The sequence below is a fragment of the Nicoliella sp. ESL1106 genome, assembly GCF_058509965.1.
The window spans coordinates 578,953-591,776 of the sequence record NZ_CP196340.1 but is presented as its reverse complement, the minus strand read 5'-3'; the positions used below and the strand labels follow the sequence as shown (position 1 = coordinate 591,776).

Sequence of the window (12,824 nt, the reverse complement as noted above, 5' to 3'; positions counted from 1 at the left end):
ATGCTGCCTTTTTTGTTGAAAGTAATCCCAAAATGCTTCTCATAATTATCGAATGCAATTCCCATTTTAATTTATCATAATGTTTGAAACAAAAGATTAAATTATAGTATAATTAACTTGTTAAATATTAATAATTGGAGTTGAAAATAAATGAAAAGAAAAATTTTGTCAACGCTAGCAGCAACTAGCATTCTATTATTTACAGGTGCCAGCGCCAGTGCAGCCACATTACATAAGGGGACCCCAAGTAGTATTCATGGTAGTTGGGTTTCTACCAAGGGATATACAAACGGGCCTAGAGTGAACGAAAAGTACCGCATTAACTTTACCTCATCGGATTACCTTCAATTCGACTATCCTGCCGAAGCTGATCCATCCGCAATGACTAAGGTTCACTATAAATATACTGGTAAAAACCGTTACAAAATAACTGGTAAAAAAATTAGTCAAGGCCAGGTTAGCATTAATGAATCCATGGATGTTCACCTATTATCAAAGAATAGAATGCGGCTTAGCTTCCATTCCAGCTCTACTTTACCTGGTTCTTGGAGCACCATCATGAAGAGAAATTAGGGAATTCTTAATTTCCAAATGAATTTAAAAATGGTCCTTAGCATAAGAAAAGTTTCCTATGCTAAGGACCATTTATTTTAGGAGTTAGTTCACAGCTCCCATATTACATATTATTCCTTAGTCGATGCTACCACTAAGAACTGAATCACACTGATCACAAGCAAGAAGAGCAATGCGAACGTATAGCCTAGAATGCCGTTCCCAGCAACTAGTGCAGTCGTTTTGGTAATGATCGTTGCAACGACCACCGTTCCAATCGCCCCTGCAAATTGCTGAACGGTCGTAATGATGGCATTTCCATCGGCTTGTAAGTCCCCAGTTAAGTAACTCAACCCCTTGGTCATGATGTTTCCGTATGCTAGGCCAACACCAATCATGATCAAAGTATAGAAGATGAGCACAACGGCATTGCTGAGCTGACTTGAAAAGATGCTCAAGATCAATAGCGCAATCACCATCAAACCAATCCCACTTAAAATTGGTTTCTTAGCCCCAAAGCGATCTAATAATGCGCCAGAAAATGGTGAAACCACTGCTCCCAACACGGCTCCAGGCAATAGGATCAACCCAGCCGTACTAGAGGCACTGTGATTAATCAACTGAACATAATTAGGAATCACAAAGGCTAAGCCCAAGATAATGAGCTGATTGATGAAAAATGCTAAAACGTACTTAGCATACGCCGCGTTCTTTAAGATGTGAACGCGCAGTAGTGGTTGTGCAGAACGGTTTTGCATCCTAACAAATAGCCACAATGCAATTAAACCGATTACAATCGGAACGATCACCATTGGATTCCAGAAGCTACTGGTACTAATGGTATCAATCCCAATGATTAATCCTGCGAATGTTACCACGATCAACAAGAAGCTCTTGATATCAAAGCGTTCTGCAACGAGTGGTTCTTTACGCAGGTGGGGAATTGAAAACATCCCCATCACTAATGAAATTAACAAGATTGGCATTAAGATAATAAAGATAAATCGCCAACCAAGCGTATTAACAATGATTCCACCAAAGGTTGGTCCAACGGCAGAAGCTGCGGCAGTAATCAAAGAGCCGACGCCCATCATCACCCCCAATCGCTCTTGTGGCACGTTTTCTAGGATGATGTTGAACATTAACGGCAACGCGATTCCGGTCCCAAAACCTTGAATCACCCGTCCTAACAGCAAGAAGATAAATGATGGTGCGAACGCATCCACCAATAGGCCAATTAGGAACAATAAGTTGGCAGTTATAAATAGAGAACTGATTTTAAAACGGGCCTTTAAGAACCGCGATAGTGGAATGATGCTCGATAATACCAATAGGTAGATCGTAGTCATCCACTGGACGACACTTAAGCCGATGCCAAACTCCTTGATCAACGTGGGGAAAGTGATGTTCATCGATGTTTCCACCGTCACCCCACTAAACGTCATAACTCCTGATGCAATAATTGCTAATAAAACACTTGATGATATTTTCTTTTCCATTAAATAATCATTGTATTTCGTCTCCTTATATATTTTGCCTAACTAAAAGTAAGCACTATCGGTTATTATATAAAAAAAATTTCCAAATTGTCAACAAAAAAATGATTTTAACCACTAACGGCTAAAATCATTTCCCATTTTTTAAATTAATTAACGGTCTTAATTACGTGGGCTGGATTCCCAACAATCACTACGTTATCACCAAATGACTTAGTCACAACGGAACCTGCGCCGACCACCACGTTATTCCCCAGCGTCACTCCTGGAAGAATCGTCACGTGGCCACCCAGCCAGACGTTATTACCAATCGTAATCGGGGCGCCCATTTCAACATCATTTTTACGTTGAACTGGATCGATTGGATGGACTGGGGTATACAATCCACAGTCTGGTCCGAAGTAACAGTTATTCCCGATCGTAATCGGACAGGTGTCTAAAAGCGTCAAGTGGTAGTTAGCATAAAAATCATCGCCAACGTGGATGTTGAATCCGTAATCGAGTTCAATTCCATTCTCCACGAATAGGTTCTTACCACTATCAGCTAACAGTGACTTTAATTGCCGATTAAATTCTTGATTATCATAAATTTGGTTCAACGCCCCTAATGCTTTCCGCATTTTAGTTCGTTGGGCCTGTAATTCTGGATCGAACTGGTCATAATTTTCACCAGCCGTCATCTTCTCACGTTCTGTTGTCATGATTCCACCATCCTGTTCAATTCAATGATAACACGACTACTTATCGTTATCATCAAAGCCCTTCAGCTTATTGAACATATCTTTAATATTATCAACTGATTCATCTTTTGATAATGGGTGGTCAGGAGCATTTTTATCGATTTCTGCTCCCGATGAACCATTCTTTAAAAAGTCATCGATTCGATTTAATGCATTGTCCCTCACATCTTGATCGGCATGTGGGGCTGGATTCTCTGGTCGAGGCCGTGCAACATTGATCGTCCCGGACTCGCCCATCCTATCCATCGCATCATTTAATTTTTTATCAACGAACACGTTGCCAGAATCTTCAGCGTGCCCCTTAGTCCAGTGCCATTTCAAATCAGGGAATTCTTTTAACAACTCATACATCTTTTTCCAAAGTTCCATATTTTTAACTGGGTTACCACTTTTAGTCTTCCAACCATTGTTGACCCAGCCATAAAGCCAATTCTTCGTGATCGAATCTAAAACGTACTTAGAATCAGCAACAATATCGATCTGATTATTATTCAATTTATTTTGCACTAAAACTTGCAAGGCATTTAATGCTGCCATGATTTCCATTCGATTATTAGTGGAACCTAATTCGCAGCCAGCATCGCTATGATTAGTCCCATCAGGCATGATAATTAAATAGGCCCAAGCAGCTTTATCGTTATCTTGAACATGTCCGCCACGTACATTGCCGTGATTTCTAGAACCACCATCGGTATAAACAACAATGGCACCATTTCTAATCGGAGCAACCAGATCAGAATCCGATGTATAATTGTCTGAATAATCGCTTTGATGTAAAAATTCTTCAGCTTCTTCTTTCGTCAAGAAACTCTTATATCTAGCATGCGGAAAATTAGTAATTTCTGCTTGACACTGTGGCCAACTATTGTAAATTCCTGGTGTTCTTCCTCTTCTAACTGCATAGTACTTATGAGCCATAATATCGCCTCCGGTAAGCTTTCCGACTTTGATTTTAAGCCTTTTTGTGAGAAAATAAAAGTAAAAGGAGATTTTTTGATGACTAAGTTAAATACAACATTAATCACCGTCCAAGATGCCTGGGCAATGCTTAAGGATAAAAAAAGCCAACAAAATGAACGTTTTCCCCAATTTGAGAAAAACGGCAAGTTTATTCTGCCAGACTATAAACTAACGCGCAAGCGAGAAGCCTTCAAAATTCGTAAAAGAACGTTTTTGAAACGCCATGCGCGTTCGTACGTTGCCTTTGATTCAGATAATGGACAAACGTTGTGGCTACACAATTTTCCTAGTCTCTCCGCAGCATTATTTTGGTTAGACACAGGACTAAAGACCAATGATATGGATAGTCATTCTTCATATCAACAATGGAAAAGTAGCCACCTTGATGACATTAATGAATTTAAGGATCAATTACGGAAAAAATCAAAGCATAATCACATCCCCAAGAATGCCAACGACTTGGAACAATAAAAGACAAAAAAAGCCCAGTATCTAAATACTGGGTTTTATTTTTACTTAGCAGGACTTTGCTTTAAGAATTTTTGTAATGCTGAAATTTCTTTGTTCTTCTTCTTGTCCTTCTTTTGGTTAACTGGACGACGGCCTTGAACACCGTTTGGATGACAAATACGCATAACTTTATCGCTCCTTTTCTTTGTCTGTCTTATTCTTGAAATATACCTGTTAATTATAATACAAAGTCCACCCTAAAATCAAATCTAAAAATAAGCTTTGTTCAGCCTTATGCAACGGGCTATTACCACTTATTAGGACTCCAGACTCGGCCATCTAATTCATCGTTGGCCTGCTGGATCCGCTTTGCTTGTTCAGCTGCGATTTTTTTAGCTCCTTCAAATAGGCAGCGGTCGGTAAAGTCGGTCTCTGCATCAGCAAATTTTTGGAGTTGGTCTAATAACCATTGTTGATTATCCATTATTCATCATCCCCCCGTTTGATCATCGCGATTTGATCCTTTAAACTCGCTAGTTCGGATTGCTGGTTCTCCAGTTGGTCAATCGTCAGTTCTAATAACGACTGCTTTTGTGGATCGCCTTCCCGTTTTGCCTTAGCACGCAAGCGGTCAATCACCCAACTTTGTTGACCCTCAAATGAGTTTGGTTTGGGATTATTGATGTAGTTTTGATAATCAAATAGCAACCGCGCCTTCTGGTCGGCCGTCATGTAGTTGAACTGATCGACCACGAATGGCGGTAAGAACTGCATCCCCGCTTGTTTCGCAACGGCTTGAAACGGCTTCATGAGTTCTGAAATCGAAAATCCTTCACTACCACCAGCAACGTAGTTCTTAGCAGCCGTCCCCAGCGTCACTACGATCCCTAATTGCTTATCGGCGAGTCTGCCATCTTGATTCTGATAGGTAAAGTTTCTGGTCAACACTTCATCTTCCCATTTCTTTAATAACGCCGGTGAGCTATACCAATAAAGTGGGAATTGAAAGATGATCCGTTGCGCACTGGTCAATAGCGCTTGTTCCTTGGGCACATCGATTTGATAGTCTGGATATGCATGATCTAGGGGGTGCCATACGACCTGCTCTAAATTGCGGGTTGCGCCCCGTAAAAACGATTGGGTCGTCGAATCATCAATCTCTGGATGCGATATAATTACTAACGTTTTCAAATGCTCATCCCCATACATTAATATTAATATCATTCTAACTTAAAAAAGATTCGAGTTCACTGATTGACTTTCTTAAGATTTAATGCTATTATAATACCAATGTGTTACGTAGTTTCGAGTTTTTAAGGTTCTTGTTTTGCATAAAACTTCCTTATTTAGATTCAAGCTTAATGATACATGCAATATTTTTCAATTATGGAGGTTCTTAATTATGGAACAAGGTACTGTAAAATGGTTTAACGCTGACAAGGGATACGGATTTATTACTACTGACAATGGTGACGTTTTTGTTCACTACTCAGCAATCAACAAAGATGGCTTCAAGACTTTAGACGAAGGCGAAAAAGTTACTCTTGATGTTGAACAAGGCGACCGTGGCCCACAAGCTGCTAACGTTACCCCTGTTGAAGGTTAATCCTTTTAACTAACTTAATGAAAAACGGTGTGGATTTTATCCACACCGTTTTTTTTTGTATCAATTTTTAAAGTGCATGTATTTAGAAGCAAAAATGACTAGTGATTCGACTGGTTCTTGCATCCCATCTTGAGTCCAGGTAATTAAAATTTCAGTTAGTCCGCCAGAGATTAATGATATCAGTAATTTAGAAGAATTTTCCCGAAATGATAACACCCTTTGATCGATCAATCCGCCAATATAATAACGTAGCCGTTCCCGAATGATAATGGTCAAATCATTCTTGATCAAAAGCTCCATCACGTGTTGATCAGCTTTGATTAAATTAAAAAAAATCGTTGCGATATCAAAAAAAGTCCGTGAATGGCTAGCGGATACCTCTTGAATAAACTGCGTAAATAAACCATCAAAGTGGTAGATTAATAATTCCTTTTTATCATGAAAATTACGGTAATAAGTCATTCGTGAGATCTTGGTTTCTTGACAGATTTCCTTCACGGTAATGTCTTTATAATCCATCGTATCCATTAACTTAATCATTCCAGCAACAATTTTTCGTTTTGTCGCTAACTTATCTCTCATATCCTTAATCCACCACTTTTCCTTCTCTTGCAATCTTATATTACTATTGTAAAAATTTCAAATCTTTAAATTTTTTGAGCTTTTTATAACCCTTTTTTGAAACATTGCTTTATAATAATAATTGAGTTCTATATATTGTAAAGGAGATTTTATTATGGCATTTGAAGAAGATACTACATTAGATAGAAAGATGAGTGAAGTATACGACTGGAGCGATTCAGATACCCCAGTTAGAGATGCATTGTGGGACCATTTTATGGAAAACAATAACCATGACACTATCAAGACTTCCGATGAGATGGATAAGTATGAAAACATGTCAGACGACGAAGTTAAGGCTAATGCCGAAAAGGTATTGAAGAAATAGTCATTCCTCCAACAACCCAATATTTTAACTCATCGAGCGCTTGATTCTTAGGAATCAAGTGCTTTTTTTGCGTCCGCAATTAAATCCGCGCTGACCGATTCAGAGGTGAACCGTTGCAACGGTGTATATTCATGCCGATGGTTAAAAGCAACCGGTTCATAAGCCACCACTGCGACCTTCATATTATTTTCAGTCAAGAAAATCTGGCCGACCTGCTTGAACTTGCCGTTGGTATGCTTACCAGTCCGCCAATCGTGCAACTTAAAGCTGCCGTCAGCGTCTTTTTTGATCTGATAGTTGCCGGAGTTATCAGTTTCCACTGGCACCCCGATATAGCGATTTACTTTATATTTCCCCTTCATTTTTTCACCCCGTTTATTTATTTGTCTATCATAACATTATTTTAAAAAACGTTGGCACCGAATCGGCGACCAACGTTTATTTTAAATTATGCTTTTGGTTTGAACTTGCGGTAAATCATCGTCCCAATCAACCCAATGTAGGTAAGGACTTGCACTAAGACTAAGGCCTTGAACCAGCGACTGATGTGATAACCAATCACCAAGTGGTTCTTTCCAGGATGGGAACTGACGATCAAAGCACCGACCTTTGAGGTCTTAAAATGCTTGAACGGTTTGCCGTTGCGCGATACCGTCGTGTGCCCGTACTTAAAGACTGGCAACAAGATCTTTTTAGTATGGTGCGTCGGGTTCTTCCAGCTGACCTTCATGCCGTGCTTAGTGACCGTCTTTTTAACGTGGTAACGATTCTTTTTAACCGCCGTTACGGTATAGGCGTGGTATGGATGGAATGGGAAGTAGTCGTCTGGTGCAATCGAATGCTTGATCGGTAAGTAATCAGGCGTTGATTTCGTCATGTACTTCAGCGCCAACTTTAGATCATCGGATTTCAACGAATTTCGCAGCTTTTTAACACTCTTAGTGTGAACCTTTAAATTAGTGTTATTATCGATTACTCGGTCTGCATGGTACGAAATCGTCCCTAAAATGACGGTCCCCTCTGCAATCCCAAAAATTCCAAGAAACGCCAGGGTCGCAAATGTCCATCTAACGACCTGCATCCCGCGACTGACCTCGTTCGTTAAAAAGATTCCGACTAATAGGAACAATAACGCAAATGAGACGACGTAAAAACGAGCGGGCATCTGAATGTAATAAGAGACCCCTGGCACCCATTTTTGAATCAGATTCCATGGGAAGAAGTAAGATGATAACCACAGAAATAAGATCGCATTGCCAAAAATGACCTTCGTATAGAGGCTCAATTGCTTCCATTTGACGATCACATAGATCGTGACCAACAAGTATAGTGCGGTATAGACAGGCAACAAGACATATGAGTGGGTGTTGATCACGTTGAATGCATTTTCACTCATCACTAATTGTGGTGCGACTGGCAATAAGGTGTTGGATTTAAAGAGTTCTAACATCCCGCCCCACACATTGGCAGTCAATAACAACGTCAACCCGATTGCTTTGCACAGGTCTAATACCAAGTGAGTACGGTTTTTGCTATAAATGAACGCCACAATGAAGAATGGAATCAAAGCCAATGCACAGATGATGCTGGTCATCAAATGCATTTGGATCACAAGCGTCATCGAAAGTGATAACGGAATGATGGCGATCTTATCTTTGCGCATCATTTGCGTCCCAGCTAGTAAGACCAACGGTGTGAACATTGCGCCCAGTCCTGTAAATTGCGAACCTGAGACCCACGACAGCATTGGTGAGGATAATAAGTACATCGCACTCACTACCACTGCTGGCCATTGTTTAACGCGGTTAGCAATCGATAGGTGATACATCAACCATCCAGCAATCGATAGGTACAGCCAACTGGTTAGCAACTGGAATTTGAACCAAGTCCCAACAATTAGTAGTAATAGACCATTAAAATAAGCAAAAATTGGGCCGTAGAGGGCATTGATCACCCGCCCCGTTTGTTGATACCCAAAAAAGGATTGGAAATAATTATAATCCCCAGTTTTGATCTGCATTGCAGCATCATAAAAGCGGTTCATATGAAAAATCGAATCGATTCCCACAATGAACGACTTAGTAAAAATCTGTGGCAAAATTTCGATCAACGCAACGATCGCGATGATTAAATACGGCCAAAGCCGTCGCCATTTTTGGTTAGCCATGATGATACCCCTTTATTTTATAATTATATAAAAAAGTATCCGTAACGAAACGGATACTATTATTATAACTTAAAATTAGTTTTATAAATTAATATTATCGCAAACTTTACATTTGATTTTTTGATGAATGCAATATTTATTGTGACAAATAAAAAACTCTGAATCGAACAGACCCAGAGTTTTTTAATTATTCCATTGGTGGTAAGTCATCCACATGGTTTTTGTGAATCCGTTGCAACAGGTAAATTGAATAAATTACCAATACCGCCCCAATACATTCAACGAGGTCAAAAGGTACCCCTAATGATTGAATGAATGCGATTGGAATTATCGTACAGATTAAACTGAGGATAAACGTCATCGCAGGTTCAACGGCATCCACAATACTAAGCACTTCTGATGAAGCGAACTTCAAACTGTAGATCATTGATGAAAATGCACAAATCGTCCCTACTAAGATTACGCCACCTAATCCCACTAATACTAATGGGCTGGCAGTTACTTGCTTTGGAGCGGCGATAAAGAATGGTGCGTGGTGGACTGCAATGTAGAAGATATTAAATGGAATACTTGCAATTAAAGTTCCCCATCCCAGAACCACAAATGGTGAGTTTTCCTTCGAAAGTGGTTGTGGAACTGAGTAGTAAATCGCAGCCGAAACAGCTGATCCCAAGCCCCAAAGAATTGAAACCAACGGAATGGAAAGTTCTCCCAAGTCACCCTTAGTAACTGAGAGGATAATTCCAACCAATGCAATCAAAAATACTAACACGTCAGACTTCAAAGGCCGATGCCCTCTAAAAATGAACTTGTACAATACAATAAAGATTGGTGCTAAGTATTGTAACAACGTCGCTGTCGGTGCGTTTCCAGTTTGAATTGCCATATAGAAGGTGGACATATTAACAGCAAGGCCGAATAAACTATAGATCAATAACAACATGATCGAACGTTTGTCCTTAAATACCTTGAAGATGTCTTTCTTAACGTGGAAGGCCCCAATCACTAGTAACAAAATCCCCGCAACTGATGTTCTAGCAGAAATGAACCAATCAACTGGGATTGCACCGTTCTTAGCAACCATCTGCATTAAAATTCCAGAAAATGCCCAGAGTGTCGAAGCCATTGCTGACCAGAAAATCCCCCGTGCGACATTTTCTTTCAATTGTTTCTTGTCTTGCATTATTACACCTCAAATAGTAATTATATTAATCTCAAGGGATATTTTACACGATGATGATTAAATTTAAATGTGATAATTACTAATTTTTATTTAGTAAACTGTGGCGAATCCCGTATGAGAAGTAGATTACTAACCCGATCACGAACCAGATCAACGCCGTGTAGAAGGTATCCTTAGGTAGCTGGGTCGCAATCCCGATACTCAAGACTGCGGAAAGTAGTGGAATCCATGGGTACAATGGGACCTTAAAGCCATTGTTAGGAATGTCTTGCCGTTTCCGTAATGGTAAGATCCCTAGTGAGATCACGATAAAGGCGATCAACGTCCCGATGTTTACCAAGCTAGCCAACTTATCAAGGGAGATAAAACCACTCATAAAGGCAATCACGATCGTTACGATCAACACACTGTGGTGCGGAACGTTATTATTATTAACCTTGTGCAAATGCTTTGGTAATAACCCATCGCGACCCATTGAATAAAGCAGTCTGGAACCACCGTAAATCATGGTCAACATCATGGTGAACATCCCTGCTAACGCCCCGATCGCAATGATTCCAGCCACGAAGTTTTGGTGCACCATTTGTAATGCAAATGATACGGGATCAGCTACGTTTAGGTCCTTGTAGTGCACCATTCCAGTTAATACTAATGAAACCAATACATATAGGATCGTACAAATAACGAGCGTCCCTAAAATCCCAATTGGCATGTTGCGCTTAGGATTCTTCACTTCAGAAGCAGCTGATGACACACAATCGAACCCAAGGTAAGCAAAGAAGACCGCTGCGGCCCCGTGGAAGATTCCACCAGCCCCGAATGGTAACAATGGGTTCCAGTTGCTTGGCTTCACGAAGAAGGCTCCGACAACTAAGAACAATACGATGATCAACACCTTAACGATCACGATGATGTTATTGATCCGTGAAGAAGACTGGGTCCCCTTCGTTAAAATAAAGGCGATCAATAAGACGATCAAGATCGCAAAAAGATTAACGTACGTCCCCTTGCTAGGGTCGTAAAAGCTGCTTAACGCCTTTGGAATGTGAATCCCAAATCCAGCCAGAAATGTCTGGAAGTACGCTGACCAACCAGTCGCAACTGCGGCCACCGACAGCGTGTATTCCAATACTAACGCCCAGCCTAACACCCAGCCAATCACTTCACCGAAGACCACGTTCCCGTAAGAATAGGCACTCCCCGCAACTGGTAGTGATGATGAAAATTCAGCGTAACACATCGCACTGAGTGAACAGACGATCGTAGCAATAATAAACGAAAAGATAATTCCAGGTCCTGCAGTAGTAGCGGCCACCGTTCCGGGCAGGATAAAGATCCCCGCACCGATAACGGTCCCGACGCCCATTCCGATTAAATCCCAGGAACCGAGTGTCCGCTTTAAATTACTATCTTGATCGATATAATTATCCAGCGTTTCTTTTCTAAACATATTAGATAATAAACTCATGGTTTTCCCTCTTTCTAAAACATAATCATTCCGAATAACAAAAAAGGAGCCATACATTTCTAGTATGGCTCCCATGCCCCACTAGCAAATAATAACGCTATTTACTAGTGATAAGGTTCGCACGTGAATAATAGCTCTCCTTGACCAGCAAATAGCATTAGTCTAGGAAGAACTTTCGATTAACTAAACTGACTTTTAACCCTAATAAACACATTTTACGAAACCCCAATCCGAATATTTATTAGTATTATTTTAACCTATTTCTCATTTAATTACAATTACTTTTTAGGAATTATACTATTCGGCATCGCTAACACAAAGACGGTGCTTAAGATCAACACCCCACCAACCATTTCTAAAAAGTTAAAGTTAGTGTTTAAAAATGCGACCGAACCAATCGTAGCAGATAGTGGTTCGAAGGTATCTAACATCCCCGCCACCGTTGGCGAAACGTACTTCAAACTAGTTGTAAAGCAGATGAATGATACCATTGTACCAAAAATGACGATAAAGGCTACTCCGATTAAGCCCCCCACTGTAAATTGAGGGGGATGCACCCAAAACGGATGCACGATCGTAAATACGACGCCTCCAATCACCATTGCCCAGCCAACGATAATCATTACGTCATAGCGTTTTAATAAATTCACTGGTAGCATCGTCTGCAGTGCGCCAGCTAACGCTAATAATAGTCCTAAGACTAGGGCATGCCCGCTAATCGCCAGGTGCAACAATTCACCCTTGGTCACTAATAACCAGGTTCCTAACAATGCTAAGGCCACTGCGATCGATTCATTTTTAGATGGCAAGTGATGATAGATCACGGCCGTTAAGATCACAATAATGATGGTCCCTAAACTCTGCAAGATCGTCGCAGTTCCTGCATTACTCGCCCCCACCGTTACCAAGTAAAAATATTGCACGGCTGCCAGCCCGAACAATGCATATACGACTAGCAAAGCCGCATCATGTGGCCTTTTCCACACCTGTAAAAGCGGTTGTTTTTTAATCACCCGTCCAAATAGCAAAATTAAGATTCCAGCAATTGACATTTTAATGCCCATTAACCACTCTGGTGAATAGCTAGCATCTTGAAATAAAAATTGTGAAACTGGTCCTTGAATCCCCCAGCAAACGGCCCCGATAATTGCTAGGATGGCACCAATCCCCTCGCGTTTCACTTGCAACAAAATCGCTCCTTAAATGTTAATAATCTTTATTCGAACATCCCACAAAAAAACGGGAAATAAATT

At 40.5% G+C, this 12,824-nt stretch carries 16 protein-coding genes; 4 read left to right on the top strand and 12 right to left on the bottom strand.

What is annotated here, in order from left to right; all coding sequences use genetic code 11:
• Nucleotides 1-150: 150 nt before the first annotated feature.
• On the top strand, nt 151-573 hold the full coding sequence (locus tag ACSVI6_RS02305) for a hypothetical protein (protein WP_491719989.1): 423 nt from the start codon (nt 151-153) through the stop codon (nt 571-573).
• Between the two features lie 110 nt (nt 574-683).
• Here ACSVI6_RS02305 and ACSVI6_RS02300 read toward each other — a convergent pair whose 3' ends face one another.
• The 3 genes from ACSVI6_RS02300 to ACSVI6_RS02290 form a co-directional block, all read right to left on the bottom strand.
• The gene (locus tag ACSVI6_RS02300) at nt 684-2,051 is read right to left on the bottom strand and encodes an MFS transporter (RefSeq protein WP_491720886.1); all 1,368 of its coding nucleotides are present in this window, start codon (nt 2,049-2,051) and stop codon (nt 684-686) included.
• A 146-nt stretch (nt 2,052-2,197) separates the two neighbouring features.
• Complete coding sequence (locus tag ACSVI6_RS02295; RefSeq protein ID WP_491720885.1) at nt 2,198-2,749, bottom strand: sugar O-acetyltransferase; 552 nt, start codon at nt 2,747-2,749, stop codon at nt 2,198-2,200.
• A gap of 36 nt (nt 2,750-2,785) precedes the next feature.
• A complete protein-coding gene (locus tag ACSVI6_RS02290) occupies nt 2,786-3,706 on the bottom strand; it encodes a ribonuclease H family protein (RefSeq protein WP_491719987.1) in 921 nt (306 codons plus the stop codon).
• A gap of 78 nt (nt 3,707-3,784) precedes the next feature.
• On the opposite strand from ACSVI6_RS02290, the gene ACSVI6_RS02285 reads away from it, so the two are divergent.
• Nucleotides 3,785-4,219, top strand: coding sequence for a hypothetical protein (locus tag ACSVI6_RS02285; protein ID WP_491717106.1), 435 nt, complete (start codon nt 3,785-3,787; stop codon nt 4,217-4,219).
• A 41-nt stretch (nt 4,220-4,260) separates the two neighbouring features.
• Here ACSVI6_RS02285 and ACSVI6_RS02280 read toward each other — a convergent pair whose 3' ends face one another.
• From ACSVI6_RS02280 to ACSVI6_RS02270, 3 genes are all read right to left on the bottom strand, one after another.
• Entirely contained in the window at nt 4,261-4,383 is a 123-nt protein-coding gene (locus tag ACSVI6_RS02280; protein WP_255552537.1) for a hypothetical protein, read from the bottom strand.
• A 122-nt stretch (nt 4,384-4,505) separates the two neighbouring features.
• Entirely contained in the window at nt 4,506-4,682 is a 177-nt protein-coding gene (locus tag ACSVI6_RS02275; RefSeq protein ID WP_491720884.1) for a hypothetical protein, read from the bottom strand.
• Nucleotides 4,682-5,389, bottom strand: coding sequence for an NAD(P)H-dependent oxidoreductase (locus ACSVI6_RS02270; RefSeq protein ID WP_491720883.1), 708 nt, complete (start codon nt 5,387-5,389; stop codon nt 4,682-4,684). The genes ACSVI6_RS02275 and ACSVI6_RS02270 overlap by 1 nt, the downstream gene beginning before the upstream one ends.
• Nucleotides 5,390-5,600: 211 nt before the next feature.
• Between ACSVI6_RS02270 and ACSVI6_RS02265 the strand changes: the two genes are divergently transcribed.
• On the top strand, nt 5,601-5,804 hold the full coding sequence (locus ACSVI6_RS02265; RefSeq protein ID WP_219054080.1) for a cold-shock protein: 204 nt from the start codon (nt 5,601-5,603) through the stop codon (nt 5,802-5,804).
• Nucleotides 5,805-5,864: 60 nt separating this feature from the next.
• On the opposite strand, the gene ACSVI6_RS02260 is transcribed toward ACSVI6_RS02265, so the two are convergent.
• Nucleotides 5,865-6,386, bottom strand: a complete 522-nt coding sequence (locus ACSVI6_RS02260) for a TetR/AcrR family transcriptional regulator (RefSeq protein ID WP_491717103.1) — start codon at nt 6,384-6,386, stop codon at nt 5,865-5,867.
• Between the two features lie 154 nt (nt 6,387-6,540).
• Here ACSVI6_RS02260 and ACSVI6_RS02255 point away from each other — a divergent pair, with 154 nt between their 5' ends.
• Entirely contained in the window at nt 6,541-6,753 is a 213-nt protein-coding gene (locus tag ACSVI6_RS02255) for a P8 family protein (protein WP_491717102.1), read from the top strand.
• 47 nt (nt 6,754-6,800) lie between these two features.
• Here ACSVI6_RS02255 and ACSVI6_RS02250 read toward each other — a convergent pair whose 3' ends face one another.
• From ACSVI6_RS02250 to ACSVI6_RS02230, 5 genes are all read right to left on the bottom strand, one after another.
• Nucleotides 6,801-7,115, bottom strand: a complete 315-nt coding sequence (locus ACSVI6_RS02250; RefSeq protein WP_491717101.1) for a DUF7671 family protein — start codon at nt 7,113-7,115, stop codon at nt 6,801-6,803.
• An 86-nt stretch (nt 7,116-7,201) separates the two neighbouring features.
• Nucleotides 7,202-8,920: a hypothetical protein gene (locus tag ACSVI6_RS02245; protein WP_491719984.1), complete on the bottom strand. Its 1,719-nt coding sequence runs from the start codon at nt 8,918-8,920 to the stop codon at nt 7,202-7,204.
• Nucleotides 8,921-9,107: 187 nt separating this feature from the next.
• The gene (locus tag ACSVI6_RS02240; RefSeq protein WP_491717099.1) at nt 9,108-10,103 is read right to left on the bottom strand and encodes a DMT family transporter; all 996 of its coding nucleotides are present in this window, start codon (nt 10,101-10,103) and stop codon (nt 9,108-9,110) included.
• A 79-nt stretch (nt 10,104-10,182) separates the two neighbouring features.
• Entirely contained in the window at nt 10,183-11,571 is a 1,389-nt protein-coding gene (locus ACSVI6_RS02235; protein WP_491717098.1) for an APC family permease, read from the bottom strand.
• Nucleotides 11,572-11,849: 278 nt separating this feature from the next.
• On the bottom strand, nt 11,850-12,752 hold the full coding sequence (locus tag ACSVI6_RS02230) for a DMT family transporter (RefSeq protein WP_491720944.1): 903 nt from the start codon (nt 12,750-12,752) through the stop codon (nt 11,850-11,852).
• Between the last annotated feature and the right edge of the window lie 72 nt (nt 12,753-12,824).

Bases quoted from the DNA above. Each gene is read 5' to 3' on its own strand.
- ACSVI6_RS02250 (WP_491717101.1), bottom strand. From the start codon at position 7,115: ATGAAGGGGAAATATAAAGTAAATCGCTATATCGGGGTGCCAGTGGAA.
- ACSVI6_RS02240 (WP_491717099.1), bottom strand. From the start codon at position 10,103: ATGCAAGACAAGAAACAATTGAAAGAAAATGTCGCACGGGGGATTTTC.
- ACSVI6_RS02295 (WP_491720885.1), bottom strand. From the start codon at position 2,749: ATGACAACAGAACGTGAGAAGATGACGGCTGGTGAAAATTATGACCAG.
- ACSVI6_RS02275 (WP_491720884.1), bottom strand. From the start codon at position 4,682: ATGGATAATCAACAATGGTTATTAGACCAACTCCAAAAATTTGCTGAT.
- ACSVI6_RS02305 (WP_491719989.1), top strand. From the start codon at position 151: ATGAAAAGAAAAATTTTGTCAACGCTAGCAGCAACTAGCATTCTATTA.
- ACSVI6_RS02280 (WP_255552537.1), bottom strand. From the start codon at position 4,383: ATGCGTATTTGTCATCCAAACGGTGTTCAAGGCCGTCGTCCAGTTAAC.
- ACSVI6_RS02285 (WP_491717106.1), top strand. From the start codon at position 3,785: ATGACTAAGTTAAATACAACATTAATCACCGTCCAAGATGCCTGGGCA.
- ACSVI6_RS02245 (WP_491719984.1), bottom strand. From the start codon at position 8,920: ATGGCTAACCAAAAATGGCGACGGCTTTGGCCGTATTTAATCATCGCG.
- ACSVI6_RS02235 (WP_491717098.1), bottom strand. From the start codon at position 11,571: ATGAGTTTATTATCTAATATGTTTAGAAAAGAAACGCTGGATAATTAT.
- ACSVI6_RS02290 (WP_491719987.1), bottom strand. From the start codon at position 3,706: ATGGCTCATAAGTACTATGCAGTTAGAAGAGGAAGAACACCAGGAATT.
- ACSVI6_RS02300 (WP_491720886.1), bottom strand. From the start codon at position 2,051: ATGGAAAAGAAAATATCATCAAGTGTTTTATTAGCAATTATTGCATCA.
- ACSVI6_RS02255 (WP_491717102.1), top strand. From the start codon at position 6,541: ATGGCATTTGAAGAAGATACTACATTAGATAGAAAGATGAGTGAAGTA.
- ACSVI6_RS02260 (WP_491717103.1), bottom strand. From the start codon at position 6,386: ATGAGAGATAAGTTAGCGACAAAACGAAAAATTGTTGCTGGAATGATT.
- ACSVI6_RS02265 (WP_219054080.1), top strand. From the start codon at position 5,601: ATGGAACAAGGTACTGTAAAATGGTTTAACGCTGACAAGGGATACGGA.